The sequence below is a fragment of the Nitrospira sp. genome, assembly GCA_016873435.1.
In the GTDB taxonomy this organism is placed as follows: Bacteria; Nitrospirota; Nitrospiria; order Nitrospirales; family Nitrospiraceae; genus VGXF01.
In genome coordinates, this window is record VGXF01000001.1 from 89,656 (window position 1) to 112,744 (window position 23,089).

The 23,089-nt window shown below is 58.8% G+C and carries 23 protein-coding genes and 1 riboswitch; of the genes, 9 read left to right on the forward strand and 14 right to left on the reverse strand.

The features are described 5' to 3' along the window. Positions 1 to 12: 12 nt before the first annotated feature. The 4 genes from FJ248_00450 to FJ248_00465 all read right to left on the reverse strand — a co-directional run bounded on the left by FJ248_00450 (position 13) and on the right by FJ248_00465 (position 4,207). A complete protein-coding gene (locus FJ248_00450; protein ID MBM4119359.1) occupies positions 13 to 1,248 on the reverse strand; it encodes an FtsX-like permease family protein in 1,236 nt (411 codons plus the stop codon). Positions 1,249 to 1,326: 78 nt separating this feature from the next. After that, positions 1,327 to 2,040: an ABC transporter ATP-binding protein gene (locus FJ248_00455; protein ID MBM4119360.1), complete on the reverse strand. Its 714-nt coding sequence runs from the start codon at positions 2,038 to 2,040 to the stop codon at positions 1,327 to 1,329. 84 nt (positions 2,041 to 2,124) lie between these two features. Next, positions 2,125 to 3,384, reverse strand: coding sequence for an efflux RND transporter periplasmic adaptor subunit (locus FJ248_00460; protein MBM4119361.1), 1,260 nt, complete (start codon positions 3,382 to 3,384; stop codon positions 2,125 to 2,127). A gap of 139 nt (positions 3,385 to 3,523) precedes the next feature. Then, the gene (locus FJ248_00465) at positions 3,524 to 4,207 is read right to left on the reverse strand and encodes a hypothetical protein (GenBank protein MBM4119362.1); all 684 of its coding nucleotides are present in this window, start codon (positions 4,205 to 4,207) and stop codon (positions 3,524 to 3,526) included. A 246-nt stretch (positions 4,208 to 4,453) separates the two neighbouring features. Here FJ248_00465 and FJ248_00470 point away from each other — a divergent pair, with 246 nt between their 5' ends. Further along, positions 4,454 to 5,320 carry an undecaprenyl-diphosphate phosphatase gene (locus tag FJ248_00470; protein MBM4119363.1) on the forward strand — a complete coding sequence of 289 codons (867 nt, stop codon included), beginning with the start codon at positions 4,454 to 4,456 and terminating at the stop codon, positions 5,318 to 5,320. A gap of 278 nt (positions 5,321 to 5,598) precedes the next feature. Here the strand turns inward: FJ248_00470 and lspA are convergent, their stop codons facing one another. The 3 genes from lspA to nadA all read right to left on the reverse strand — a co-directional run bounded on the left by lspA (position 5,599) and on the right by nadA (position 10,139). Further along, positions 5,599 to 6,204 (reverse strand): signal peptidase II, encoded by a 606-nt coding sequence (gene lspA / locus FJ248_00475; GenBank protein MBM4119364.1) that lies wholly within the window; start codon positions 6,202 to 6,204, stop codon positions 5,599 to 5,601. Then, positions 6,114 to 8,939 carry an isoleucine--tRNA ligase gene (gene ileS / locus FJ248_00480; protein ID MBM4119365.1) on the reverse strand — a complete coding sequence of 942 codons (2,826 nt, stop codon included), beginning with the start codon at positions 8,937 to 8,939 and terminating at the stop codon, positions 6,114 to 6,116. The genes lspA and ileS overlap by 91 nt, the downstream gene beginning before the upstream one ends. Before the next feature lie 96 nt (positions 8,940 to 9,035). Continuing rightward, positions 9,036 to 10,139 carry a quinolinate synthase NadA gene (nadA, locus tag FJ248_00485; protein ID MBM4119366.1) on the reverse strand — a complete coding sequence of 368 codons (1,104 nt, stop codon included), beginning with the start codon at positions 10,137 to 10,139 and terminating at the stop codon, positions 9,036 to 9,038. A 302-nt stretch (positions 10,140 to 10,441) separates the two neighbouring features. Next, positions 10,442 to 10,546: riboswitch (TPP riboswitch) on the forward strand. A 74-nt stretch (positions 10,547 to 10,620) separates the two neighbouring features. On the opposite strand from nadA, the gene thiC reads away from it, so the two are divergent. The 5 genes from thiC to FJ248_00510 all read left to right on the forward strand — a co-directional run bounded on the left by thiC (position 10,621) and on the right by FJ248_00510 (position 15,548). Further along, the gene (gene thiC, locus FJ248_00490) at positions 10,621 to 12,534 is read left to right on the forward strand and encodes a phosphomethylpyrimidine synthase ThiC (protein MBM4119367.1); all 1,914 of its coding nucleotides are present in this window, start codon (positions 10,621 to 10,623) and stop codon (positions 12,532 to 12,534) included. Positions 12,535 to 12,542: 8 nt separating this feature from the next. Further along, positions 12,543 to 13,346 (forward strand): thiazole biosynthesis protein, encoded by an 804-nt coding sequence (locus tag FJ248_00495; protein MBM4119368.1) that lies wholly within the window; start codon positions 12,543 to 12,545, stop codon positions 13,344 to 13,346. Positions 13,347 to 13,429: 83 nt separating this feature from the next. Continuing rightward, on the forward strand, positions 13,430 to 13,945 hold the full coding sequence (locus FJ248_00500; protein MBM4119369.1) for a tetratricopeptide repeat protein: 516 nt from the start codon (positions 13,430 to 13,432) through the stop codon (positions 13,943 to 13,945). A gap of 91 nt (positions 13,946 to 14,036) precedes the next feature. After that, on the forward strand, positions 14,037 to 14,414 hold the full coding sequence (locus tag FJ248_00505) for a response regulator (protein ID MBM4119370.1): 378 nt from the start codon (positions 14,037 to 14,039) through the stop codon (positions 14,412 to 14,414). A 42-nt stretch (positions 14,415 to 14,456) separates the two neighbouring features. After that, complete coding sequence (locus FJ248_00510) at positions 14,457 to 15,548, forward strand: aminomethyl transferase family protein (protein ID MBM4119371.1); 1,092 nt, start codon at positions 14,457 to 14,459, stop codon at positions 15,546 to 15,548. Here FJ248_00510 and FJ248_00515 read toward each other — a convergent pair whose 3' ends face one another. Together FJ248_00515 and FJ248_00520 are read right to left on the reverse strand one after the other, a co-directional pair. After that, a complete protein-coding gene (locus FJ248_00515; protein ID MBM4119372.1) occupies positions 15,549 to 16,031 on the reverse strand; it encodes a hypothetical protein in 483 nt (160 codons plus the stop codon). A gap of 76 nt (positions 16,032 to 16,107) precedes the next feature. Then, positions 16,108 to 17,652: a hypothetical protein gene (locus FJ248_00520; GenBank protein ID MBM4119373.1), complete on the reverse strand. Its 1,545-nt coding sequence runs from the start codon at positions 17,650 to 17,652 to the stop codon at positions 16,108 to 16,110. Between the two features lie 21 nt (positions 17,653 to 17,673). Here FJ248_00520 and FJ248_00525 point away from each other — a divergent pair, with 21 nt between their 5' ends. Further along, complete coding sequence (locus FJ248_00525; protein ID MBM4119374.1) at positions 17,674 to 17,886, forward strand: hypothetical protein; 213 nt, start codon at positions 17,674 to 17,676, stop codon at positions 17,884 to 17,886. Between the two features lie 85 nt (positions 17,887 to 17,971). Here FJ248_00525 and FJ248_00530 read toward each other — a convergent pair whose 3' ends face one another. Genes FJ248_00530 through FJ248_00550 form a run of 5 tightly spaced genes read right to left on the reverse strand, consistent with a single transcriptional unit; the run spans position 17,972 to position 21,442 of the window. After that, positions 17,972 to 18,367: a nuclear transport factor 2 family protein gene (locus FJ248_00530; GenBank protein ID MBM4119375.1), complete on the reverse strand. Its 396-nt coding sequence runs from the start codon at positions 18,365 to 18,367 to the stop codon at positions 17,972 to 17,974. A 22-nt stretch (positions 18,368 to 18,389) separates the two neighbouring features. Beyond that, complete coding sequence (locus FJ248_00535; protein MBM4119376.1) at positions 18,390 to 19,190, reverse strand: mechanosensitive ion channel family protein; 801 nt, start codon at positions 19,188 to 19,190, stop codon at positions 18,390 to 18,392. Between the two features lie 26 nt (positions 19,191 to 19,216). After that, entirely contained in the window at positions 19,217 to 20,131 is a 915-nt protein-coding gene (locus tag FJ248_00540) for a DMT family transporter (protein MBM4119377.1), read from the reverse strand. 52 nt (positions 20,132 to 20,183) lie between these two features. Beyond that, positions 20,184 to 20,843 carry a methyltransferase gene (locus FJ248_00545; protein MBM4119378.1) on the reverse strand — a complete coding sequence of 220 codons (660 nt, stop codon included), beginning with the start codon at positions 20,841 to 20,843 and terminating at the stop codon, positions 20,184 to 20,186. Continuing rightward, on the reverse strand, positions 20,843 to 21,442 hold the full coding sequence (locus tag FJ248_00550; protein ID MBM4119379.1) for a hypothetical protein: 600 nt from the start codon (positions 21,440 to 21,442) through the stop codon (positions 20,843 to 20,845). The genes FJ248_00545 and FJ248_00550 overlap by 1 nt, the downstream gene beginning before the upstream one ends. A gap of 89 nt (positions 21,443 to 21,531) precedes the next feature. Here FJ248_00550 and FJ248_00555 point away from each other — a divergent pair, with 89 nt between their 5' ends. Together FJ248_00555 and FJ248_00560 are read left to right on the forward strand one after the other, a co-directional pair. Beyond that, on the forward strand, positions 21,532 to 21,981 hold the full coding sequence (locus tag FJ248_00555) for a transcriptional repressor (GenBank protein ID MBM4119380.1): 450 nt from the start codon (positions 21,532 to 21,534) through the stop codon (positions 21,979 to 21,981). A gap of 77 nt (positions 21,982 to 22,058) precedes the next feature. Further along, positions 22,059 to 23,087 (forward strand): extracellular solute-binding protein, encoded by a 1,029-nt coding sequence (locus tag FJ248_00560; protein MBM4119381.1) that lies wholly within the window; start codon positions 22,059 to 22,061, stop codon positions 23,085 to 23,087. The last annotated feature ends 2 nt before the right edge of the window (positions 23,088 to 23,089 follow it).

Here is a 23,089-nt window from a genome sequence, read left to right on the forward strand (position 1 = left end):
TCCAGGTCCATTTCACTCGTATCTCAACGCATCAATCGGATTCAATCGTGACGCTTTGTTGGCCGGGTACAGCCCAAAGAACAGACCAACGACAAGCGAGAAGGCGAAGGCAGAGACGATGGATTCGACCGAGATGATCGTCGGCCATCCGGCAATCGCCGTCGTCATACGCGCCGACAGCACACCCATCACGATCCCCAGCAGCCCGCCGAAGAGACTCAATGTCATAGCCTCGATCAGAAACTGCAAAAGAATATGACGCCGCTTGGCGCCTACGGCCATCCGCACGCCAATCTCGCGCGTCCGCTCCGTCACGGACACTAAGAGAATATTCATGATGCCGATGCCGCCAACGAGCAACGAGATGGAGGCGATGGCAAACATCATGACCGTAAGCGTCTGCCCCGTCCCCTCCTGCACCGAGGCGATGTCGACCTGCGTGCGGATGGTAAAATCATCCGCCTGCTCGGGCTGGAGCCTGTGCCGCGCCCGCAGCACCTCGCGGATCTGCGCGTCGGCCTCCGGCAGATCTTCCGTCCGGTCAGTGGAGGCGAAGATGGCCCCGATGGAGCCAAGGAACTGTGTCCCCAGCACTTTCCGCTCTGCTGTGGTAAAGGGGATGAAAACAATGTCGTCTTGATCCGTCCCCTGCGCTGACTGGCCTTTGGGAGACAACACACCGATCACCGTGAAGGGCACATTCTTGAGCCGGATAGTCGCCCCCACCGGCTCCTCGCCTGGTTCGAACAGATTGCCTACGACCGTCTGCCCCACCAGCGCCACGCGTGCGGCCACGTCCATGTCCATCTGCGTAAAGGGCACCCCGCTCGCAAACAACCAATCCCGCACCATCAGATAGCTGGGAGAAATCCCATTGACCGGCGCATTCCAGTTCTTGTTGCCGTAGACAATCTGCATCACGTCCCGCTTACCCCAAGCTGTATCGGTCAGTAGCGGGACCCGTTTTTTCAAGTCCAGCGCGTCGGCCACGGTGAGCGTCACTCCGCTACCCTGCCCGCCGCGCACGCCGCCCGTCGTCGTGGCGCCGGGCAGGATGATGATGACGTTGGTCCCCATGCTGGCCACCTGCGAGCGCACGACGGCCTTGGCGCCTTCGCCGATGCTGGTCATGGCGATGACCGCGCCGACGCCGATCACGATACCCAACACCGTGAGGCCAGCGCGCAGGCGATTACGTCCGAGAATACGAAAGGCCGTGGTGACGGTGAGCAGAATGAACGCGCCCATCTGGAGCCCCCATCAGTCGAGAAGCGAAAATCGTGAAATGTCAGAAGCTGGAATCATGTCCCCGGCCTCCCCATGCGTCTACCGCTTCACGCTAAACGTCTCATGCATCTTCACCCAATCTTCCTGCACCTGCCCGTCCTTGATGACGATTTTGCGAGCGGCATAGGCCGCGATGTCCGGCTCGTGCGTCACGACCAGCACGGTCATGCCGTCCTGCCGATTGAGACTTTCGAGGACAGCCATAATCTCGCGACTAGATTCAGTGTCGAGGTTACCGGTCGGCTCATCGGCAAGCAGGAGTGTGGGCATGGTCACCAGCGCCCGGGCGATGGCCACTCGCTGCTGCTGACCGCCGGAAAGCTGCGCTGGATAGTGGTGCTCGCGTCCAGACAATCCCACGCGCGCCAGCGCCTCCACCGCCTTGGCCCGCTGCTCGCGCAGCGAGAGCCCGCGATAGAACAGCGGCAACTGTACGTTCTCCAGCGCGCTAGTTCTTGGAATTAGATTGAAATTTTGGAAGACGAAACCGATCCGATGGTTGCGGAGCTCGGCCAGCTCATCGGTCTCCATCCGCCCGACGTCGATCTCGCCCATCCGGTAGCTGCCACGGGTGGGCGTGTCAAGGCACCCGACGATGTTCATGAAGGTAGATTTGCCGGAGCCGGACGAGCCCATGATCGCCACGAACTCGCCCTGGTCAATGGAGACGGTGAGGCCGCGCAGCGCCTGCACTTCCAGGTCGCCAAGCCGGTAGATTTTCCAGACGTCCTGACAGTCGATTAAGGACGCCACGTGCGTACCTCGTTGTGCGTGAAGCGTGGCGCGAGGGCAGGACCACGTGGATGCACAACTAAGAACGAGCGACGCTTCACGGGGTCACAACCCGCGATCCCGTCCGCCTGGCCGCCGCGGTTGATGCGGCCCCCCGCCACCGAACCCCGGAGGTAGATTATTCGACCGCGTGGACTTCAGCGCTTCCAATCCGACGATGATGGAATCGCCCTCCTTGAGGTCCCCACTGGTGATTTCGGTGACCAGTCCATCAGAAATCCCAGTCTGCACCGCCACCGGCTTCGGATCACCGGACGCATTCATTTTCCAGACTGTCTTCGCTCCGCTCCGCTCTTTGAGCGGCGCCGCCCCCGGATGGCCAGATGACCCGCCCGCGCCCTCGGTCATTTTGGGCGGCACAAAGCGCAGCGCGGAGTTCGGCACTTTCAATGTGTCGTCCTTGCGCGCGACGACAATGGAGACGTTCGCCGTCATGCCTGGCTTCAACTGCAGGCCCGTATTATCCACGTCGACGACAACGTCGTAGGTCACCACGTTCTGCACGCTGATCGGCGAGTTGCGTACCTGGCGGATCTTGCCCTGGAACCGCTGGCCCGGATAGGCGTCCACCGTGAACGCAACCTCCTTCCCTTCCGTGATGCCGCCGATGTCGGCCTCGCTCACGTTCGCGTTCACCTGCATCTTCGTCAAATCCTGAGCGATCATGAACACCACAGGGATGGACATGCTGGCATTTATCCGCTGCCCGACTTCGACCAGACGCGAGATGACGATGCCGTCGATGGGTGCCTTGATGACGGTATAGGTCAGGTCGAGCTCGGCCGCCTCCAGCGCCGCTTGTGCCTGCTTGACCGCGGCTTCCGCCACGGCCAGTTGCGCCATCGCGCCTTCGTGAGCGGTCACAGCCACGTCTACATCGTTCTGCGAAACAAACTGCTGTGTGATGAGGGACTGCACCCGGTCAAGCTCGCGCTTGCGTTGCAGGAGATCGGCCTTGGACTTGAGCACTGCCGCCTTAGCGTTGGCCAGATTCGCCGACGCCTGGTCGCGCCGCGCACGGTACGGGAAGGGGTCGATGCGGGCGACCACGTCGTTCTTCTTCACGACGGAATTGAAGTCCGCGTGAAGGCTTTCTACCATGCCCGTCACCTGGCTGCCGACCTGGACCATTGTCACAGGATTAATCGTACCGGTCGCATTGACGACCGACACGATCGCGCCCCACTCGACCGGCACGGTCTTGTAGCGGACAGGAATCTTCCGCTCGCCGCTAAAAAATACGTAGCCCCCTATGGCCACGCCCACCGCGAGAATGCCAGCGATCCAAATCACTTTCCGTGTCATGCTGTGGTATCCATACACACTGTGCTTGCACTCATTGTGCAGCCAAACCGGCTCAAACGCAACAGGCCATCCGCCGGGTGGAGAATGGCCTGCGCAGCGCTGCGACCGCGGCGCCTATACGCCGCGAGAGTCCCCGTTGTTACTGGGAAGCAGTGATCCGATCCTTGATGGCGTCAAGCTTCGGCTTTGGCAATATGCCTCGCAAGACGAGTTCCTGTTTCACCTTGTAGGGCCGTCCGGCGACCACCTTGGCCGCCTCCTCCTGGGTGAGCCCGAGCATTTCGAGCTGCTTCGACAAGGCGGTATTGACGTTCACAAGCCCGGCAGCAGCCGGATCCGCAGGCGCAGAGGTCGGCACCGGCGCCACGGGAGCAGCGGGCGGCATCGGCACGGCCATCGGAGAGGCCGGCGGTTCCTTGATCGCCCTCTGGTACTTGGTCACCGTGGCTTTGAGCGAATCATTCTGCTTCTTCAGGGAGTCATTGACCTGTTTGAGCGCGCGGTTCTGCGCGGCGAGATCGCGCGAGCGCTGATCCAGATCACGCATGCGGGAATCCTTGCCGCCTCGTTCTTTGTCCAGACTGTCGTTTAGACGCTGCAACTCGGCGGAGGCTAGTTCGGCATCCGCCGTTAGTTTGCTCTTCTGATCCCGAAGACTTTTGACCTCGTCTTCGAGAGCCTTCTTTTGCAGCTGCACCCGCTCGGCCTTCTCTTTCGCCTCCTGGGTATCCGCCATCGCCTGCTCGTACTTACTCGAACTCACGCAGCCACTTGCGACCATCGCCGCTAGCGCCAGCACACCCATCACTGCTCCGCTTTTCATGTCTTCCTCCACCACCGACCAGAAAAAACTCCAAAACTTACGACTCTGTGTAGTGCATCCCATGAAATTTGTCAACCGAAACAATGATTTATCGTGTTTTCGGCTTCCGTGGCTGATGGGTCGCCCACTCGACAGGCCGGACAGACACAATACCGCTCAGCATCAGCCCTAAGCCCATCCCGCTTGGAAGGCCGGGCATTCGAAGAGTTGACGCCGCCCAACAACTCTGTGAAGATGCGCGCCGCCATGAATGTGTGGGGGCCGGAACTGGCTGTCATTCTCGGGATTGTTGAAGGACTCACCGAATTCCTGCCGATTTCTTCCACCGGCCATTTGATTCTCATCGGGCACTGGCTGGGTTTTACCGGCGAGACCGCGGCGAGCGTCGCGATTTCCATCCAACTGGGCGCAATCCTGGCCGTGGTCGTCTACGAGCGACAGAAACTGTCCGCTTTTTTCTCGCAGGCCCTAACGGAGCAGGCGTCGCTCAGAGCATCGTGCGGGACGACCGGTTGGATGGACGCGCTCACACAATCAATGACCCAGCACCGGAACCTCTGGTTTCTGATCGGCCTCTTCGTGGCCTTTCTCCCCGCAGCCGTCCTCGGTCTGCTAAGCCACCACTGGATTGAGACCCATCTGTTTAATCCGCGCACCGTTGCCATCGCCTCCATCATAGGCGGGGGCATCATCATGGGCGTGGAGGCGCTGAAACTCAACCCGCGCGTAACCCAGTTGGGGCAGGTCGGCGTGCGGACGGCTTTCTGGGTCGGCGTGGCCCAGTGCGTCGCCCTGATCCCTGGCGCCTCCCGTTCCGGCGCCACGATCATCGGCGCCCTGCTGCAAGGCATGGACCGCAAGACCGCAACGGAATACTCCTTTTTTCTGGCCCTACCGACATTGATCGCCGCAACCGGCTACAAGCTGTTGAAATCGGCAGCCACGTTTTCCTCGCACGACCTGATGGCGCTTGGGCTGGGCATGATCGTCGCGTTCTTCGTGGCTTGGGCGGTCATCGCCGGCTTCCTGACCTTTGTCCAGCGGCACAGCTTGATGGTCTTTGCCTATTACCGCATCGCCATGGGCGCACTAGTACTCTGGATCATTCCGTAGAGAGGAACTGTTGGGCTGCTGCTACCATGAAAGCCTACGCCCCCTGAGCGGCGGACAACAAAGACACGCTTCACTCCGACGTGATGAGGACCGATAAAGCGCCAGCGCTGCAACTGGCGAAGGGATACCTGCCCAGCTAAGCGAGGCCGATACGGCGGTCACAACCAAAGACGATCAGTACTGCTACACCCAGCCGATATTATTTTTCTCAACCGAAAAGCAGAAACAGTTCTACGCAAAGAGCGGATCTATCCTGCCGCTTTCCGCTTAAACTTTAGCTAATTCTTCAACTGTTGTGGCGCGGGCTCTGCTTCGTGCTTCTCGAAAGCCAAATGATAGACCAGGAAGCAGACGCCGGCACTGATGGCCGCATCGGCCACATTGAAGGCCGGCCAGTGATACGCACCAAGGTAGATATCCAGAAAGTCGATCACTTCGCCGAACCGCACACGGTCCAATAAATTTCCAATCGCCCCTCCGAAGACCGCCGCCACGCTGAGCTGCCCGATCCAATGCGTGGGCTTTAGCCGTACGAAGATCGTGCTCAATAAAACCAGCGCAAGGATGGACGTCACCCCAAAAAAGGCCAGCCGAAACCCGCTGCTGCTGGACGCCAGAATGCCAAAGGCCGCGCCGGGGTTGCGGATGTAGGTGATGCTGAAGAAATCTGGCACCACCGGAATGGACTCGTGCAGCCGCATGGACTGCGTGATCTGGAGTTTCGTCGCCTGATCGAGCAACACGGTGATGACGCTGACCAACCCCAGCAGCACGTAACGGGCCGTCGGCTTACTCACTGGATTACCTCCACGCAGCGGTCGCAGAGGGTCGGATGATCCATGAACGTCCCAACCGCCGGCCGGTAGTTCCAGCAGCGCTCGCATTTGCTGCCTTTAGCCTTAATGATTGTGACAGCAAAGTCTGGCTTGAGTGGCAGATTTGTGACTGGCTTCAGATTAACCTGTGACACAATGAACAAACTCGGGAGAATATCTTTATGACGGTCCAGAAGTTTAAATTTGTCTGGATTAGCTTCAATCAGCACTTCCGCTTCCAGTGAGGACCCAATAGTTTTGTCCTTGCGTTGGATTTCCAATTTGGCCTGTACGTCAACTCGAACTTCCAACAGTTTCTCCCACTGCGCTGCAAGTTCCTTGGCTGGCTTACCATCTGTCCATTTCGGAGAGGCCTCCGGGAACGATGCCAAATGCACGCTGGCCGCCTCCTTGCGTGCCGCCTCTGGCAACATCTGCCAGATTTCATCTGCCGTGAAGCTCAGCACTGGTGCCATGAGCTTCGTTAGCGCCACCACCACATCATACAAGACGGTCTGCGAGCTACGCCGCTCGTGCGCGTCCTTGCGGAAGGTGTAGAGCCGGTCTTTCAGAATATCGAGATAGACGGCACTCAAATCTACCGCGCAGAAATTATTCAGCGTGTGGAAGATGGTGTGGAATTCATAAGCGTCGTAGGCCGTTTGGACTTTTGGAATCAGTTCGCCCAGTCGCAGTAGTGCCCAGCGATCTAATTCCGGAAGCTTCTCGTAGGCCACCCGGTCCCGAGCCGGATCAAAGTCGTAGAGATTGCTCAGCAGAAACCGGCAGGTATTGCGGATCTTGCGATAGGCCTCAACGAGATGGCCTAGGATCTCCTGTGAGATGCGGAGGTCTTCCCGGTAATCCTGCGCGGCGACCCAGAGCCGGAGAATTTCCGCTCCGGATTGCTTGATGACGTCCTGTGGTGCCACCACGTTACCGACCGACTTGGACATTTTCTTTCCCGCTCCATCCACGACAAAACCGTGGGTGAGCACCGCTTTGTAGGGCGGCTGACCGTCCGTCGTCATGCCGGCGAGTAGCGTGCTGTGGAACCAGCCGCGATGCTGATCCGAGCCTTCCAGATAGAGGCCCGCTGGCCACCACTGATGTGGTTTGAGCACGGCCGCAAAGCTCACACCCGACTCGAACCAGACATCGAGAATGTCTTTCTCCTTTTCAAACTCCTTTCCCCCACACGAACAGACCGTTCCAGCAGGCAGCAGTTCAGCCGCTGTTTTCTGGAACCAGACATCTGCGCCCTGCTGCTCAACCAAGCCGGCCACATGCTCGATCAGTCTTTGATCAGCCAAAACTTTTTTGCAGGCTTTGCATGTGAATCCAGGAATCGGTACGCCCCAGGACCGCTGACGCGAGAGGCACCAGTCTGGCCGGTTCTCGATCATGCCGAAAATGCGATCGCGCCCCCAGGGCGGAATCCAGCCCCTGCGCGCGGCCATCTCATCAATGACGCCAAGGGTCTTTTTCCGAAGATCGTTTTTCTCCATCGAAACGAACCACTGCTCCGTCGCACGGAAGATCACCGGCTGCTTGCATCGCCAACAATGTGGATAGGAATGGCTCAGGCTGTCCGATCCCAGCAGTACGCCTTTCGACTTGAGCGTTTCAACAATCGCAGGATTGGCCTTAAAAACATGCTGGCCCGTGAAGTCGTTTACGCGCGCAGTAAAGCGTCCCGCGTTGTCGACCGGTGCAAGGATTTCCAACTGCTCCGCCTTTGGCGCGACGGCGTTATGCTCCAGCACAAGGATATAGTCCTCCATGCCGTGCCCGGGCGCGATGTGCACACAGCCGGTGCCTTGCTCCAAAGTGACGAAGTTGCCAAGCAGCACCGGTGAAATGCCATCCGTCAGCGGACGCTTTGCTCCGAGCCCCTGAAATACCTGTCCCTTTTTTGCCCCCAACACCGTGAAATCCGACACCGCACAGGCCTTGGCAAATGCATCCACCAGTGGCTTGGCGATGACGTAGGCCTCGCTGCCAACCTTTACCACGGCATAGTCGAACTCCGGATGGAGACAGACGGCCTGATTAGCAGGAAGCGTCCAGGGCGTGGTGGTCCAGATGACCACGGAGAGTGTGTTGACGCCGGAGAGTGCAACGCCGATCTTTTTTTCGACAGTTGCCGGGCCATCCACGAGCGGAAACTTCACATAAACCGACGGCGAGGTGTGATTCTCGTACTCCACTTCCGCTTCCGCCAGCGCGGTCTGGTCCTGTGTACACCAGAGAACTGGCTTGAGGCCCTTGTACACACAGCCCTTTGCGACAAACTTGCCGAACTCGCGCAAAATTGTCGCCTCGTAGCCCGGGTTCATCGTCAAATAGGGATGGCCCCAGTCGCCCAGCACACCCAGACGCTTGAACTCGTCGCGCTGGATCGCGACATATTTCTCAGCGTAGTCGTGGCAGAGCTTGCGGATCGCCGTGGCATCCAGGTCTTTTTTCTTGTCGCCTAACTCTTTCAGCACTTGATGTTCGATCGGTAGACCGTGGCAGTCCCAGCCCGGGACATAGGGCACGTGGAAACCAGCCATTGTTTTCGACTTGATGATGATGTCTTTGAGGATTTTGTTCAGCGCATGGCCGATATGAATACGGCCGTTCGCGTAGGGTGGCCCGTCGTGCAGTACAAACAGCGGACGGCCTTTCCCCGCATGCTGAATCTTCTCGTAGAGCCGCTCCTCCTCCCAACGCGCGAGCATCTCGGGTTCCCGCTGCGGCAGGTTCGCCTTCATCGGGAAGTCAGTCTTGGGCAGGTTGAGGGTCGCTTTATAGTCCATTGTTTCGAATTAAGAACGGTGAATGATGAATTGTGAAGTGCACGGGTGGTTGAATCCGAAATTCAACCTTCGGCTTTCACAATTCGAAATTTCCAGTTAGCTAATCGCCATCATGCGGTCAAGCGCAACCTTGGCCCAGCGTTTCTCGTCATCCGGCACCACGATGGAATTGGCGACATGCCCGCTGGCCAGGTTTTCCATCGCCCAGCAGAGGTGAGGCGCATCGATGCGGAACATGGTAGCGCACTGGCAGACTGTGGAAGAGAGGAAGTAGACGTGCTTGTCGGGCTGCTCTTTCTTGAGTCGGTTGACCAGGTTCAATTCCGTCCCGACCGCCCAGGCGGTGCCAGCCGGCGCAGCCGTGACTGTGCGGATGATAAACTCCGTCGAGCCAACCTGATCAGCCTTGTTGACGACATCTTCGTGGCATTCCGGGTGTACGATCACCTTGATGCCAGGATATTGTTTACGGAAATAGTCCACGTGCGCCGGCTGGAACATCTGGTGCACGCTGCAATGCCCCTTCCAGAGAATGAGCTTCGCGCGCCTGATCGCCTCCACGCTGTTGCCGCCGCGGGGCTGGAACGGATCCCACACAATCATCTCCTCGCGCGGTAGGCCCATCTTATTGGCCGTGTTGCGGCCAAGATGTTCATCGGGAAAGAACAAAATCTTTTCGCGGCGCGCCCAGGCCCACTCGATCACCGCGCGCGCATTAGATGACGTGCAGGTGATACCGCCGTGCTCGCCACAGAACGCCTTAAGCACTGCCGCAGAATTCACATAGACCGCCGGCAGGACGGTCTCTTCGACCGGAATCACGCGGCCGAGTTCGTCCCAACACTGGTCTACCTGCTCGATTGCCGCCATATCGGCCATGGAGCAGCCGGCAGCCATGTCCGGCAGGATCACGGTTTGATTGGAGCGGCTGAGAATATCAGCCGTTTCGGCCATGAAATGGACGCCGCAGAAGACGACGTACGGACGGTCGGATTGCCGCTCGGCGATCTGGGCCAGCTTGAGGGAGTCGCCACGAAAATCTGCATGCACAATAACTTCGTCGCGCTGGTAGTTGTGGCCAAGGACCATCACGCGGTCGCCGAGCGCGCGCTTGGCCTCGGCGGTTCGCTGGAAGAGTTCTTCAGCGGAACGTCCTTGATATTCAGCGATGGTTCGCGGCTCAGAGGTGATGGCCTTCACGATCTCACTCCCCCCGCCCAACCCCTCAAAACTCCACGGGTTGTGAATGCGTTGCCATTGTACGCGAGGAGTTTCAGACAATCAATGCTGCCTGCACGGCAGTGACCGCCCTACTGCGGGGAACGATGCGCGGCCATCTGCGTCGTGCGGGGCCTGAAAAAATCCTCAATGTGTTCTGCGAATACCCCTCTTGTTTGTTTGGACCTACAGCCTAGCGTTTGGCACGCCCTCTTCACCTCATCACGGCCGGCAATGCCGGACAGACTCGTCGTTGACATTCCAAAAAAAAGGGGAGTACGATGCGGCGTAGCTAGGGGGGCCTTGCGGCTGAGATGTGGCCCGCGCGCCACACTCCCTCTGAACCTGACCTGGATAATGCCAGCGTAGGGAAGCGGACAGAGCGTGGATCCTTTCAAACGCCGCCGTTCCCTCCGCTGGGAAATGCCGGCGTTTTTATTTGGGCCAGCAGAAAGGACACGCTATGAGTCTCACGGGAAACGGCTCCAACGGCCACAAGGGGAATGGCAGCGGCCACACCCCCACCGCCTCTCTGACAACGACCCCCTTCCCAGCCTCTCGAAAGGTCCATGTGGACGGCACACGCGGTGTCCGCGTGCCGATGCGCGAAATTAGCCTGACTCCGACCCGTTCGACCAACGGCGACGCGCCGGTGCCCAATTCCCCAGTCACCGTCTACGATACGTCCGGTCCCTACACGGACCCGGCCGCGACGATCGATGCCCGCAAGGGCCTCGCGCCTCTGCGCTGGCAATGGATTCTGAATCGCACCGACGTGGAACAATTGACCAATGTGTCATCTGAATATGGCCGACTGCGTGCGGCGGACCCCAAACTGAACGAACTGCGGTTCCAGCACATTCGCAAGCCGCTGCGCGCCAAGCACGGCATGAATGTTTCCCAGTTGCACTATGCCCGCAAAGGCATCATTACGCCGGAGATGGAGTTCATCGCGATTCGTGAAAATCAATCGCGCGAGTTCGCCCTTGAGCTAATCGCTAGAAACGGACACGGCGGCGGTGTTGCGCAGCATCCTGGCCAATCATGGGGCGCCAAAATTCCAGATAGGATCACACCTGAGTTCGTGCGCGACGAGGTCGCCCGGGGCCGCGCGATCATCCCGGCCAACATCAACCACCCAGAAAGCGAGCCGATGATCATCGGCCGCAATTTTCTCGTCAAGATCAACGCCAATATCGGGAACTCAGCCGTCGCCTCTTCGATTGAAGAAGAAGTCCAAAAGATGATCTGGGCCATCCGCTGGGGTTCGGACACGGTGATGGACCTCTCCACCGGCAAAAACATTCACGAAACCCGCGAATGGATCATCCGCAACTCCCCCGTGCCCATCGGGACCGTGCCGATCTATCAGGCGCTGGAGAAAGTCGGCGGTAAGGCAGAAGACCTGACTTGGGAAATTTACCGTGACACGCTGATCGAGCAGGCTGAGCAAGGCGTGGACTATTTCACAATTCACGCGGGGGTGCGCCTGCGTTACGTACCGATGACCGCGAAGCGGATGACCGGCATCGTCTCTCGTGGCGGGTCCATCCACGCCAAGTGGTGCCTTGCGCATCACGAGGAGAATTTCGCCTACACGCACTTCGAAGATATTTGTGAGATCATGAAGGCCTACGACGTCTCCTTCAGCCTCGGGGACGGCCTACGCCCGGGCTCCATTGCTGACGCCAACGACGACGCGCAGTTTGCCGAACTGGAAACGCTGGGTGAACTCACCCAGATCGCCTGGCGCCACGATGTACAGGTAATGATCGAGGGCCCCGGCCACGTTCCGATGCATCTCATTCAGGTCAACATGGAGAAGCAGCTCAAGGAATGCCACGAGGCGCCCTTCTACACGCTGGGGCCGCTGACCACGGATATCGCTCCGGGCTACGATCACATCACGTCCGGCATCGGCGCTGCGATGATTGGCTGGTACGGCTGCGCGATGCTCTGCTACGTGACGCCGAAAGAACATTTGGGCTTGCCGGACAAAGAAGACGTGAAGGTCGGCGTCGTCACCTATAAGATCGCAGCCCACGCCGCCGATCTCGCCAAGGGACATCCGGGCGCGCAGGCGCGGGACAACGCCCTTTCTAAAGCTCGGTTTGAGTTCCGATGGGAGGATCAGTTTAATTTGTCGCTGGACCCGGACACGGCGAAGGATTTCCATGACGCCACTCTGCCAGACAACGCAGCGAAGGTGTCACATTTCTGCTCCATGTGCGGTCCGCATTTCTGCTCGATGAAGATCACGCAGGACGTGCGGGACTATGCCGCAAAGAAGCAACTCGACGAGCAGCAAGCCATCCAGATCGGCATGAAGGAAAAGTCGGACGAATTTAAAAAAACCGGTGCGGAAATTTACCGTTGAGGCAGACCATGGTCAAAAAACCAACACCCGCCCCATTAAGGGAACGTGACATCACCCGACAGATCGCCCGGGAATACTACAAAGAGTTCGACCAGCTCATCGAGAGCGACGTCATCATCGTCGGCGCGGGGCCATCGGGCCTCATCTGCGCGCACGATCTCGCCACGATGGGCTTCCGCACACTGATTGTGGAGCAAAGCCTCTCGCTGGGTGGCGGCTTTTGGTCCGGTGGCTATCTGATGAACAAGGCGACCATCTGCGCGCCTGCCCATGAAATCCTCGAAGAACTCAGCGTCCCCTGCAAGAAGATCAAGGACTGCGAGGGCATGTACATCGTGGACCCGCCCCATGCCACCGGTGCCCTGATCCACGCCGCCTACAAGGCCGGCGCCAAGCTCATGAACCTGACCCGCGTAGTGGACCTCATCCTGCGCAAGGATGGGCTACTGGAAGGCGTCGTTGTGAACAACACGACCGCCGAGATGGCCGGCCACGACATTATCCATGTGGACCCGATCGCGCTGGAGAGCAAAATCGTCGTGGATGCCACTGGCCACGATGCCGTCGTGGTCCACCTGCTGAATAAGAGGAATCTCTACAAACAGGTGCCGGGCAACGGTGCCATGTGGGTGTCTCGTTCTGAGCAGGACGTGATGGACCACACGGGGGAAGTCTATCCCAACTGTTTCGTGGTAGGATTGGCCGTGGCCGCCGTGCACGGCACCCCCCGTATGGGCCCGGCCTTCGGCTCCATGCTCCTATCAGGACGCTACGGCGCAGAGCTCATCAAAAAGAAGCTCAAACAGGAATAGCACGCATCATTCAGTACGCGTCAAACGAGGCTTTCTTCTGCACAGTTGACACATGACGGCTAACGACTGACAATTGACCACCCATGGACGTCCAAGATTTCCTCATACAAGGCGAAGGCCGAGAAGAAGATAAAAAAGAAGCCTGGCGTTTTTTCCAGCAAGCCTACGAGTACCAGATGAAAGGCGACCTGGAGGAAGCCGTAGACCTCTACAAGAAATCCATCGCGACCCATCCGACGGCCGAAGCCTATACCTTCCTTGGCTGGACCTACAGTTTTATGGGCCGGCTCGACGACGCCATTGAAGAATGCCGCCACGCCATCAAAGTGGACCCGGAGTTTGGGAATCCCTACAACGACATCGGCGCTTACCTGATCGAGCAAGGACAATTCGATGAAGCCATCCCCTGGTTTCAACAGGCCATGCAGGCCAGACGCTACGAAAGCCCGGCCTTCCCCCACCTAAACCTTGGCCGTGTGTACGAAAAAAAGGGCCAGTGGGACCGGGCCATGGACTCCTACAAGCAGGCGCTGACGCTCAATCCGCAGTATGCCCTGGCCAAGAAAGCGCTGGGCCGGCTTATCGGAATGCTCAACTGACCTGGCTTCTCCGGCGTATCTCGTTTTTAGGCTTGTTTCGGTGACGTCCGATCCGATGAACCAGATGATTTGAACAAACCAGATAAACCCAATGAACCAGAAAACCGTGCTGATCGCTGTCAACGACATTTTTTTCTACACGAAAGTCCGTGATGCGCTGCTGCCCCACGGCTATGCGCTGGAACGAGCACGCTCGCAGGAAGAGGTACCGGCCAAGGCCGCCAGTTTCAGCCCCTGCGCTATGATCCTGAACATGAACGACGAGAAGTTGAACGCCTTTGAGGCGCTGGCGCAACTCAAGGCGCAGGAACAGCTCAAAACTCTCCCCGTGCTGGCCTTTGCCAACCACGAAGAAGTGGACACCTGGAAGCGGGCAAAAGAGCTGGGTGTGACCAAGATTGTCTCGCGCAATGAATTCTCGTCGCGCACGCGCGACCTGCTTGAGGAAATGTTGAATGTTCGATTGTGAATGTCGATTGCAACGTTACCTATCCGCCCTCTCACAATTTTCATGAAGCGCTCATCTCTACACGACCGGCACACCGCACTTGGGGCCGTCTTCAGCGAGGTTGCCGGCTGGACAATGCCGAAGCACTATGGCCACTCTGACGCTGAGTACAAGGCCGTGCGAAACAGCGTTGGTATCGCCGACCTGTCGCACCGCGGCCGGCTCAACGTCGTCGGTGACGACCGCGTAAAATGGCTGCAGGGAATCATTAGCAACGATCTCCTGCCGTTGAAGCCAGGCCAGGGCCTCTACTCCAGCTTTCTCAACCACAAGGGTCGGATGCTGACCTACTTCCGCGTGTATTTACTCGCTGAATCGCTGCTCGTTGAAGACGTGGGTGAAATCGGCGAAGTGACGCTGCAGGCATTCAAAAAATTTCTACTCTACGGCACCAAAGCCAAGATGGAAAGCTGGGCCGACTCCCGTGGACTCTTACTGGTCAGTGGTTCAAAGGCCGCCGAGCTGATCAAGGCTGCCTTCGGTGCCGACGTAACCGGTCTGAAACCGATTTCCTGCCTCCCCTATGAAATCACCGGGCAGCAAGGGCTATTCCTGAGGACAGAAGAAACTGGCGAAATGGATGTGGAACTTTTGCTGCCGTCAGATGGTTTGGCCGCAGCGTGGGATCAGTTGCTCAAGGCCGGTGCGTCAATGGGCGTGCAGGCCTTTGGAACCGACACACACAACGTCCTACGCCTGGAAGCAGGCCTCCCCATGGCCGGTCATGACATCACAGATGAAATTGTCCCGCACGAGGCCAATCTTGAGGGCAAAGCCTTCAGCCTGTCGAAGGGCTGCTATCCGGGGCAGGAACTGATTGCGCGGATGGATACCTATCACAGCGTACGACGACATCTCGCTGGATTGACGCTGAGCAATGCAGAGATTCCGAGCAAAGGTGACAGGCTATTCAGCGGCGATCGCGAAGTCGGCTGGATCAGTAGCGCGGTGCAGTCACTGGCGACTGGGAGCGTGATCGCACTAGGATTCCCCCTGAAAGATTTCTGTGCACCCAACACCGTGCTGGAGGTGGAACACGACGGCCGTCGATATCAGGCGACGGTACACGCACTCCCCTTCTACACCCGCCGCTGATTACTTTTCTGGAGTGCGAGATTCAGAAACCGCTTTGGCGAGCGCCAGCAAGCTCTTGCGCGCGTCATCATCAAGCGCCAGCGCGATGTGGGCTTCTTCTCCGTGCATCAGACGAAGGCTCAGGAACGGTTCTTCCTGCCGCTTTTCCTTGTTTTCCCAAGCCGCGTCCACGAGCTGCACCTTATCCAGCTCACCAACTGAGATAATGTCGTAGCGGAAATAGGAATCGCCGATGACCATGTCGAAGAAAACCTTGCCGCCCGTCAGCAACAGTACGTTGAACCGCCCCTGTTCCTCATAGCCTTCCGGCAAAAACTTATTGATGTGCAGCAGCGCGACTTTGCGGTCGCCCAGCGCCGCCTGGACATTGACCTTCAGTGCATCGTAGTCGATCTGCAACGCCTGCTCGTCTGGGCTTGTCGCATCCGCCGCCGCATCCCTGATTTTCTCGAAGACCTGTCCCGCCGTCATTGCCCCTGCCATGTGTACTCCTTCGTCAAATTGGATGGCTGCAAACGGATGGCACAGTACCCGATCGCGCTTTCGGATTGCAAGCGACCTACAGGGCTTTGATTGCGTAGGTGAATCGAGTGCGCCCGGTGTCATCGACGATTTCCAGCCGCAGCTCGGTCTTTTTCACCGTGATCACGCCAAAATTGTAGAAGCCCCCTTCGCTGTGCAGGGTTGCCGGCTTGAAAGCGGGGTCGGGTGGCAGAGGCAGGCCCGGAGCGGCCGACAGAGGCCCAACGATAAACTCATGGAAATCCGCTGTGCCATCATTGTTTGGATCGTAGGCATTGACCTGCGTGTAGTGGACGTCGCCGGCCAGCCAGATGACGTTGCGGACTTGGCGCTTGCTCAGCGCATGGATGATTGCACGGAGTTCCGTGTGAAACCCTGTTCCGTCCATTGCGCCCACCCAACTGTCGTTGCCCGGGACCTGGACCGTGCCTCCCTTGGGATTCGACAGCGGGACGCTAGTCACGATGAATTTCCAGGTGGCGGGCGAACGGTCCAGGCTGTCGATTAGCCATTCGCGCTGCGCCGTCCCGAGCATGGTCTTGGCCAGCCCATCCGGCTTGGCGTTCAGATCACGATATTGGCGCGTGTCGAGAATAAAGACCTCGGCGTCCGCGCCGCGGCGAAATGATCGATAGAGCCTTGCGGGATCGTCCGCCGGAGTCCCGATGGGCCAATATTCGAGAAACGCCTGGCGGCCGGCCGACATCTGAGGATCCGCGAGACCTGAAAAATTGTTCCGCACCTCATGATCATCCCAGATCGTATAAACTGGAATGGCTTCCAAAAATCTCTGCAGCGCCGCCGAGCCCCGCTGATAGCGATGCTTGGTGCGATACTGCTCGAGGGTCGATGCCACAAAGTCCGCGCCCGGCACGTTCGGCGGCGAGGGGCAGGTGTCGTCGGCATAGATCGTATCACCTAGCATGATGAAGAAATCCGGCTTGACTTGCAGGATGCGGTCAAAAATCGGATAGCCGCCCCAGAGATCGCGGCAGCGCTTCTGGCCACCCAGATCGCCGCTCCACGCGAACATCACTGGCTCGCTGCGGGTGTCTGCCGGTGCGGTGCGGAACGTCCCACTCCCCGTCTCTTCCACAATTTGTCCAGTGGACAGCGCAGCGGACCGACGTGCCGTCACGCGATATCGATAGGACGTCGCGGGCTGGAGGTTATCGATTGACACAGTAGCGGTGAAGCTCTGTTCCGGAGACGTCGTGAGAGCGCGAGTCCCCGTTAACTCCGCCCCCCTTCCGTCAGGCGCCCACTCGAGCTCAACACGCGCGGGGCCGGACGTCCGGAACCAGATGCGGGCCGTGCGGCTAGTCACGTCCCCACTGGCCACACCCTGGGGGAGCGGTACTGTCGTCACCGCCACCTTCTCATCGGATGCCGGCGTGGCGACCGGCGGGGCCAACTGCCCGCCCATGCAACCAATCAGAAGGAGCAACACTGGAACTGGTAGACCGATTGTCCGAAGCAACACAATCATGATGCGTCTGACATACTGGAATGGCTGGAGTGCGTCAAGCTGTGCTTTCGAGCCGCGCGTGCCGCCTTGCAATCCCGCCGGACGCTCCGGCATACTGCCGTCACGGAATTAGGTATGAGTGACTACGGCACCTGTCTTGTTCCCAACTGTACGCAAAAGCCTTATGCCCCGGCGGGCACCTGCACGGCTTGCAAGGATCATTTTCTGGAATTCCTGAAGTGGCGGCGGCGGAAGAGCGCGCAGATGTTTCACTCCTATGCCGCAATGACCATGCCGGAGCGAGATGACGTGGCGGCGGAATGGCTCAAAACCGTCAAAGTCGAATAAACGACACGTTACTCGTCACCCGTTATTCGTCATCTGTTCAAAAAAATGCACCGTTCTCGTCTACGATTGACGCATGGCGTCTGCGCTATCGCATCACTGGCGAGCCGTGGTGATGGATGATTTTCCACTCCTCGCCCACCCGCTCGTAGAGGTTTGTCGCCAGCACCTGGCTTACCTGCTTTTCGTCTGCTGATTGTTGCGCCGTGATATTCTCCGTGCAGATCACCCAGGCTACATCGCCCGCCACTTGGATCTGAATCTCCGTTAGCTCGAACCGCATGGCAAAGGTGTTGTTGAAGATCAGCACCCAGGAATCACGCACCTCCGGCCAGCCGACGCGCAGCGCCCAGCCCGGGTGGACACAGGTCACATACTCCTGATGCGCCCAGAGGCGGTCCATCTGCGCGATGTCCAGACTTTCGAAGGCCAAGTAAAACGCCTGATTGACGCGGGTGACTTCTTCGATTCGTTCTTTAATCATGGGAGTCGTCCACGTATGCCGGTCAGGCCGACGCTAACATGCGTACTTCTCGCTGCGGCAACGGCATCTCAATCCGATGGGCACGAAACTGCTCGATCACGGTTTGGTAGAGCTCCGCCTGAGCCGTTCCGTAATCGGTGATCTTCACCCAGGGTTGAATCGACAACACGATCGCGGAATCGCCAAGTGTTGCAATCCCCACAAGTGGCTCCGGATACTTCAGCACGCGCGGATGGATTGCAACGATCTGCCGCGCCAGCCTGAGCGCATCCGTCAGATTGCTTCCATAGGCCACGCCGACCGATAGGTTCAACTGACGCATCACGCCGTAATTGCGTAGGACCTCACCTACGATCTCCCGATTGGGCACCACCACCTTGGACTGATCCCTATGGCGCAGCACGGTTGAAAATAGGTCGATCGACACCACTTCGCCATGGACGCCGATGATCTCGACGTACTCGCCAACGCTGAAGGGCTTGGTAATGATAATCGTCAGGCCAGCGACCACGTTGCTCAGGACGCCCTGCAACGCGAGACCGGCACCGAGACCGGCAACGCCGATACCAGCGATCAGCGGCGCGATCTGCACGCCGAATTTATCGAGCGCTGCAAGAACCGCGAAGGCGAACACGCCGCCCCGCACAACCCGAGCGATGAGACTCCTTACCGGCGGCTCCATATCCTGGCGGTCCAGCCAGCGCTGCACAGTCCCGCCCGCCCAACGGGCCAGCAGTGCGCCTACCGTCAAGATGGTTAGCGCCCCGAGCACCTGCAATCCGTAGCGGAAAGCCAGATTCGTTACAAGATCCATCCAGGACATGACGGCATCCGGTGTCATTTTCACATTCATGAGCGGGCCTCCTTGTAGCGTCCTGACTGCCAATTCACAAGCCAGACACCTACGAGAATCAGTACGATACCGGCAATTTTTGGCGCGTCCATTGCCTCACCCAGAATCATGACCGACAGCAACAGCGCGGACACAGGAATCAGATTGATAAAAATGCCCGCCCGCGACGGCCCCACTCCCTTCACCCCATGAAGCCAGGCCTGCTGGCCGAGGGCTGTCGGAAACACGATGAGAAACATCACTGCCAACCAAGCCGAGGTTGTGACGGAGTCCGTGCCCACAGCCAGCGCTTTTTGATCCGTCCACAGCAATGGAATCTGCGGCAGCAGCGAAAAGGCCAGCGTCGTCCAGTTGACTGTCAGCGGTGAGAGCCGCTCCATGATATGGCGACCGCCAATCGAGTAGAGTGCCCAGCAGACCTGCGCCAGCACGACAAGTGTACCACCCAACCATGGATTGGCGCCCGCTCCTCCAGATGCTCCCGCCGTGGATACAAGCGCCACACCGCCGAACGAGACCGTGCAGCCCAGCACCACGACGCGAAACGGCAGATCACGAAGAATAACAGATGCCAGCAGTGCCGTGATGACCGGCGCGGCCCCGATGATGACGCCGCCCACCGCCGCCTCCACGTAGCGAAGGCCAAACAGCGTCAGCAGATGGTTACCCAGCACGCCGAGGCTCAACCCCGCCAGCGTGGCCAGGTCGCGCGCCGACAACTTGGTCGTCGCCCCCTCCTGCCACCACCACAACGGAACCAACAGGGCCAACGCCCCGAACCCGCGCAGCATCGACACTTCGACCACCGACAGGGAGCCAAGGGCCCACTTCTGCGCGACGATTGAGGCGCCCCACGACACCGCCGCGAAGGTCAGCCCGCCGAAGGCGATCGTTTCGGAAGATTTCATCATCGCTCGCATCTCGCGAAGCGTATCGTAATGTACGTCGAGGAGAAGATTTTCTTCACGCTTCACGCTTCAGATCTCGTGGCTTGACAACAAGGACGCCATCGCGGATGGTCACAAGCACAGCGTCCACGGACTGGTCCCCGGCCACAGTCCGGTTTAATTCTCGAATGGCCGCCGTGGAGTCATCCGGCGGAGACTGCTTCAAGACACCCCCGGACCACAGGACGTTATCGATAAGAATGAATCCAGATGGTGACAGCAGCTCCTTGGCGCGCCGGTAATAATTGACGTAGTTGACCTTATCCGCGTCGATGAACACAAGATCGAACGGACCGGTCACCGTCCGCATCGTCTCTAGCGCCGGACCCAGCTTGATGTCGATTTTCCCGCCCTGCGGGCTCTTTGCAAAATACTTCCGGGCAAGCGCGGCCGGTTTCTCGTCGATCTCGCAGGTGATAACTTCGCCGTCGGCCAGCAACGCCTCCGCAAAACAGAGCGCGCTGTACCCAGTGAACATCCCGATCTCCAGTACGCGCCGGGCACCGGACACTCGCGTCATCATTTTCAGAAATGCGCCCTCAAGCGGGCCCACGATCATCTGCGGCAGGTCCATTGTACGATAGGTTTCCTCGCGAAGCGCCTTACACACCTCAGATTCCGCCCATGAATGGGAAGCGGCGTAGTCGTCGATGTCGGGGTGCCTCAGGTCTTTCATTAGTAACCCATGGCTGCATTTAACTTTGCCAGGACGACCGGCGGCACGGTGAATTCGTGCGGCACCTCGATCCGGTGTGGCACCAGCAGGATCGTATGAAACGAAATATCGCGGATTCCCAACTTGAAGTCTGGCCGCTCGGGCGTGCTCAATTCGACTACCTCCACGGAATTCGTAATCGCGCCCGTGTCCTGCGGGCTGTAATGCGCAACCACCGCCTCCAGAATATTCAGTGCCTGCGTGTTGGGCTCGATGTCCTTAGAAGCCTCCCGCAGTAGCGGCACGACCGCCTGAGCTTCCTTCGCCACGTTGAAATTTGCCACCCGCCCCTTGTGTCGCAGGGACATGAGATCGTTGTCCAGATCCTTGCTGAAGGCACCGTAGGCATAGCGGAAGAATTCGCCGTGAAACCCCTTCACGCCCTTATTGAACATCTGCAGCGCGGAAAGAAACGCCAGCTGCTGGAGCTTGACATCGTTCATGAGCGTAGGCGGCTGGTCATCCTGCGCATCATCGCGGGCACGGTCGAGGGATTCCACCTGGCACAGCATATACACGAGCAACGCACGATCTACAGCGATCTGATCCGGCTTGCGCATGGCGGGACTATAGTGCGCCATCTGATTCGGGGTCAATGCGATATTTCCCTGCTTGACGCGCTTTGGCCAAATTCGTTTTAATACCGCCCATGCCGGTCCGGCCCCCCACGCACAAGCCGCCCAAAGATATTGGCTTGCTCAAGGACCACTTGGCCAAGCATCAGCTCAAGCTGACACGCCAGCGCGAGGAAGTGCTGGCCGTCTTCCTGCAAAACGAGCACATCACCGCTGAGCAGATGTACCGCCTGCTCAACAAAAAGGACCCGCATATCGGCCTCGCCACCATCTACCGGACCCTGAACCTGTTCTGCGAGGCGGGACTGGCCCAGGCCCGCCACTTTGGCGCGCAGACGCAATACGACAACGTCGCCCACAAGGGGCATCACGATCACCTCATCTGCACTGGCTGCGCCAGGATCGTCGAATTCGAAAACGAGGAAATCGAGCGTCTCCAGAGCCAGGTCGCGTCCCGCCACGGCTTCACGATCACCAGCCATAAACTCGAGCTCTACGGGCTGTGCTCCCGCTGCCGTCACTGACGGACACTGAAAAACCGCCTCCTCACATTCATTAAAAATTGACGACTTTCCTGTTTTTTTGGTATCGTATTGAGAAGATGAATCAATATCGTTTTCACAATCTGGCGACGATGCTCGCCTTCTGCGCCTGTCTCGTCGTCGGGGCCGCCGTCCCGGCTGCCGAGCCAGACACGCTGGTCGTCTATTCGGGCCGCGCCGAGCGGCTGATCAAGCCCGTACTGGACGCGTTCCAAGCCTCGAGCGGCATTCGGGTCGAGCTCCTCTCCTCCGGTACGACCGAACTGGTGAATCGTCTCCGGGCCGAAGGCTCGCGGACGCCGGCTGACGTCTTCATCACGAATGACGCCGGTAGTCTGGAACGGGCCCGCGAATTGAAACTGCTGCAGCCGGGCAATCTCTCTGACGTAGACCGCGCCATCCCCGCCCCCTACCGAGCGGCGGACAATAGCTGGATCGGGCTGTCAGGCCGGCTCTGGGTGATTGTGTACAACAAGAATCTGGCAAAACCATCCGACGTGGCGTCTCTCCTCGATCTGGCCGAGCCCAAATGGAAGGACAAGATCGCGATTCCCAATGCCGGCAGCGAATATCTTCAGGCCGGCGTCTCTGTCATGAAAGTTGTCCATGGCGAGGCGCGCATCAAGCAGTTTCTACAGGGGTTGAAGACCAATGCCGGCGCGCAAATCTATGGAAAAAGCTCGCAAATCGTGGAGGCGGTAGCCAAGGGGCAGGTCGTACTGGGTATCGTCAACCACTATTACATCTACCGCCATCTGGGAACCACGCCCGATGCCCCGATCGCGCTGCTCGTGCCCGATCAGCAGGAAGGGAAAATGGGTGCGATTTTGAACGTCGCTGGAGTCGGCATCACGGCCCAGACTAGGCATCTTGATGCCGCCAAGCGGCTCGTCGCCTTTCTGGCGTCCGAAGCGGGACAAAAACAATTCGCCGATCTCAACAAGGAATACCCGCTCCGGCCTGATGTCACCGCCGACCCGGCGCTGCCGGACCGCGAACAACTCCGCATCGCTGCCGTCCCGTTGACCCGTCTCAGCGAACTGCGCGAGCCAGCCATGGCACTTATCGAATCGGTCGGCCTTCGGTAATT

What these genes read in the sequence shown, in the direction of transcription:
- lspA (MBM4119364.1), bottom strand. Translation starts at nt 6,204, where the DNA reads ATGCGAGCGCTGCTGGAACTACCGGCCGGCGGTTGGGACGTTCATGGA.
- FJ248_00495 (MBM4119368.1), top strand. Translation starts at nt 12,543, where the DNA reads ATGGTCAAAAAACCAACACCCGCCCCATTAAGGGAACGTGACATCACC.
- FJ248_00470 (MBM4119363.1), top strand. Translation starts at nt 4,454, where the DNA reads ATGAATGTGTGGGGGCCGGAACTGGCTGTCATTCTCGGGATTGTTGAA.
- FJ248_00465 (MBM4119362.1), bottom strand. Translation starts at nt 4,207, where the DNA reads ATGAAAAGCGGAGCAGTGATGGGTGTGCTGGCGCTAGCGGCGATGGTC.
- FJ248_00520 (MBM4119373.1), bottom strand. Translation starts at nt 17,652, where the DNA reads ATGCCGGAGCGTCCGGCGGGATTGCAAGGCGGCACGCGCGGCTCGAAA.
- FJ248_00525 (MBM4119374.1), top strand. Translation starts at nt 17,674, where the DNA reads ATGAGTGACTACGGCACCTGTCTTGTTCCCAACTGTACGCAAAAGCCT.
- FJ248_00560 (MBM4119381.1), top strand. Translation starts at nt 22,059, where the DNA reads ATGAATCAATATCGTTTTCACAATCTGGCGACGATGCTCGCCTTCTGC.
- FJ248_00555 (MBM4119380.1), top strand. Translation starts at nt 21,532, where the DNA reads ATGCCGGTCCGGCCCCCCACGCACAAGCCGCCCAAAGATATTGGCTTG.
- FJ248_00535 (MBM4119376.1), bottom strand. Translation starts at nt 19,190, where the DNA reads ATGTCCTGGATGGATCTTGTAACGAATCTGGCTTTCCGCTACGGATTG.
- thiC (MBM4119367.1), top strand. Translation starts at nt 10,621, where the DNA reads ATGAGTCTCACGGGAAACGGCTCCAACGGCCACAAGGGGAATGGCAGC.
- FJ248_00450 (MBM4119359.1), bottom strand. Translation starts at nt 1,248, where the DNA reads ATGGGCGCGTTCATTCTGCTCACCGTCACCACGGCCTTTCGTATTCTC.
- ileS (MBM4119365.1), bottom strand. Translation starts at nt 8,939, where the DNA reads ATGGACTATAAAGCGACCCTCAACCTGCCCAAGACTGACTTCCCGATG.
- FJ248_00505 (MBM4119370.1), top strand. Translation starts at nt 14,037, where the DNA reads ATGAACCAGAAAACCGTGCTGATCGCTGTCAACGACATTTTTTTCTAC.
- FJ248_00530 (MBM4119375.1), bottom strand. Translation starts at nt 18,367, where the DNA reads ATGATTAAAGAACGAATCGAAGAAGTCACCCGCGTCAATCAGGCGTTT.
- FJ248_00540 (MBM4119377.1), bottom strand. Translation starts at nt 20,131, where the DNA reads ATGATGAAATCTTCCGAAACGATCGCCTTCGGCGGGCTGACCTTCGCG.
- FJ248_00545 (MBM4119378.1), bottom strand. Translation starts at nt 20,843, where the DNA reads ATGAAAGACCTGAGGCACCCCGACATCGACGACTACGCCGCTTCCCAT.
- FJ248_00500 (MBM4119369.1), top strand. Translation starts at nt 13,430, where the DNA reads ATGGACGTCCAAGATTTCCTCATACAAGGCGAAGGCCGAGAAGAAGAT.
- FJ248_00460 (MBM4119361.1), bottom strand. Translation starts at nt 3,384, where the DNA reads ATGACACGGAAAGTGATTTGGATCGCTGGCATTCTCGCGGTGGGCGTG.
- FJ248_00510 (MBM4119371.1), top strand. Translation starts at nt 14,457, where the DNA reads ATGAAGCGCTCATCTCTACACGACCGGCACACCGCACTTGGGGCCGTC.
- FJ248_00550 (MBM4119379.1), bottom strand. Translation starts at nt 21,442, where the DNA reads ATGCGCAAGCCGGATCAGATCGCTGTAGATCGTGCGTTGCTCGTGTAT.
- FJ248_00515 (MBM4119372.1), bottom strand. Translation starts at nt 16,031, where the DNA reads ATGGCAGGGGCAATGACGGCGGGACAGGTCTTCGAGAAAATCAGGGAT.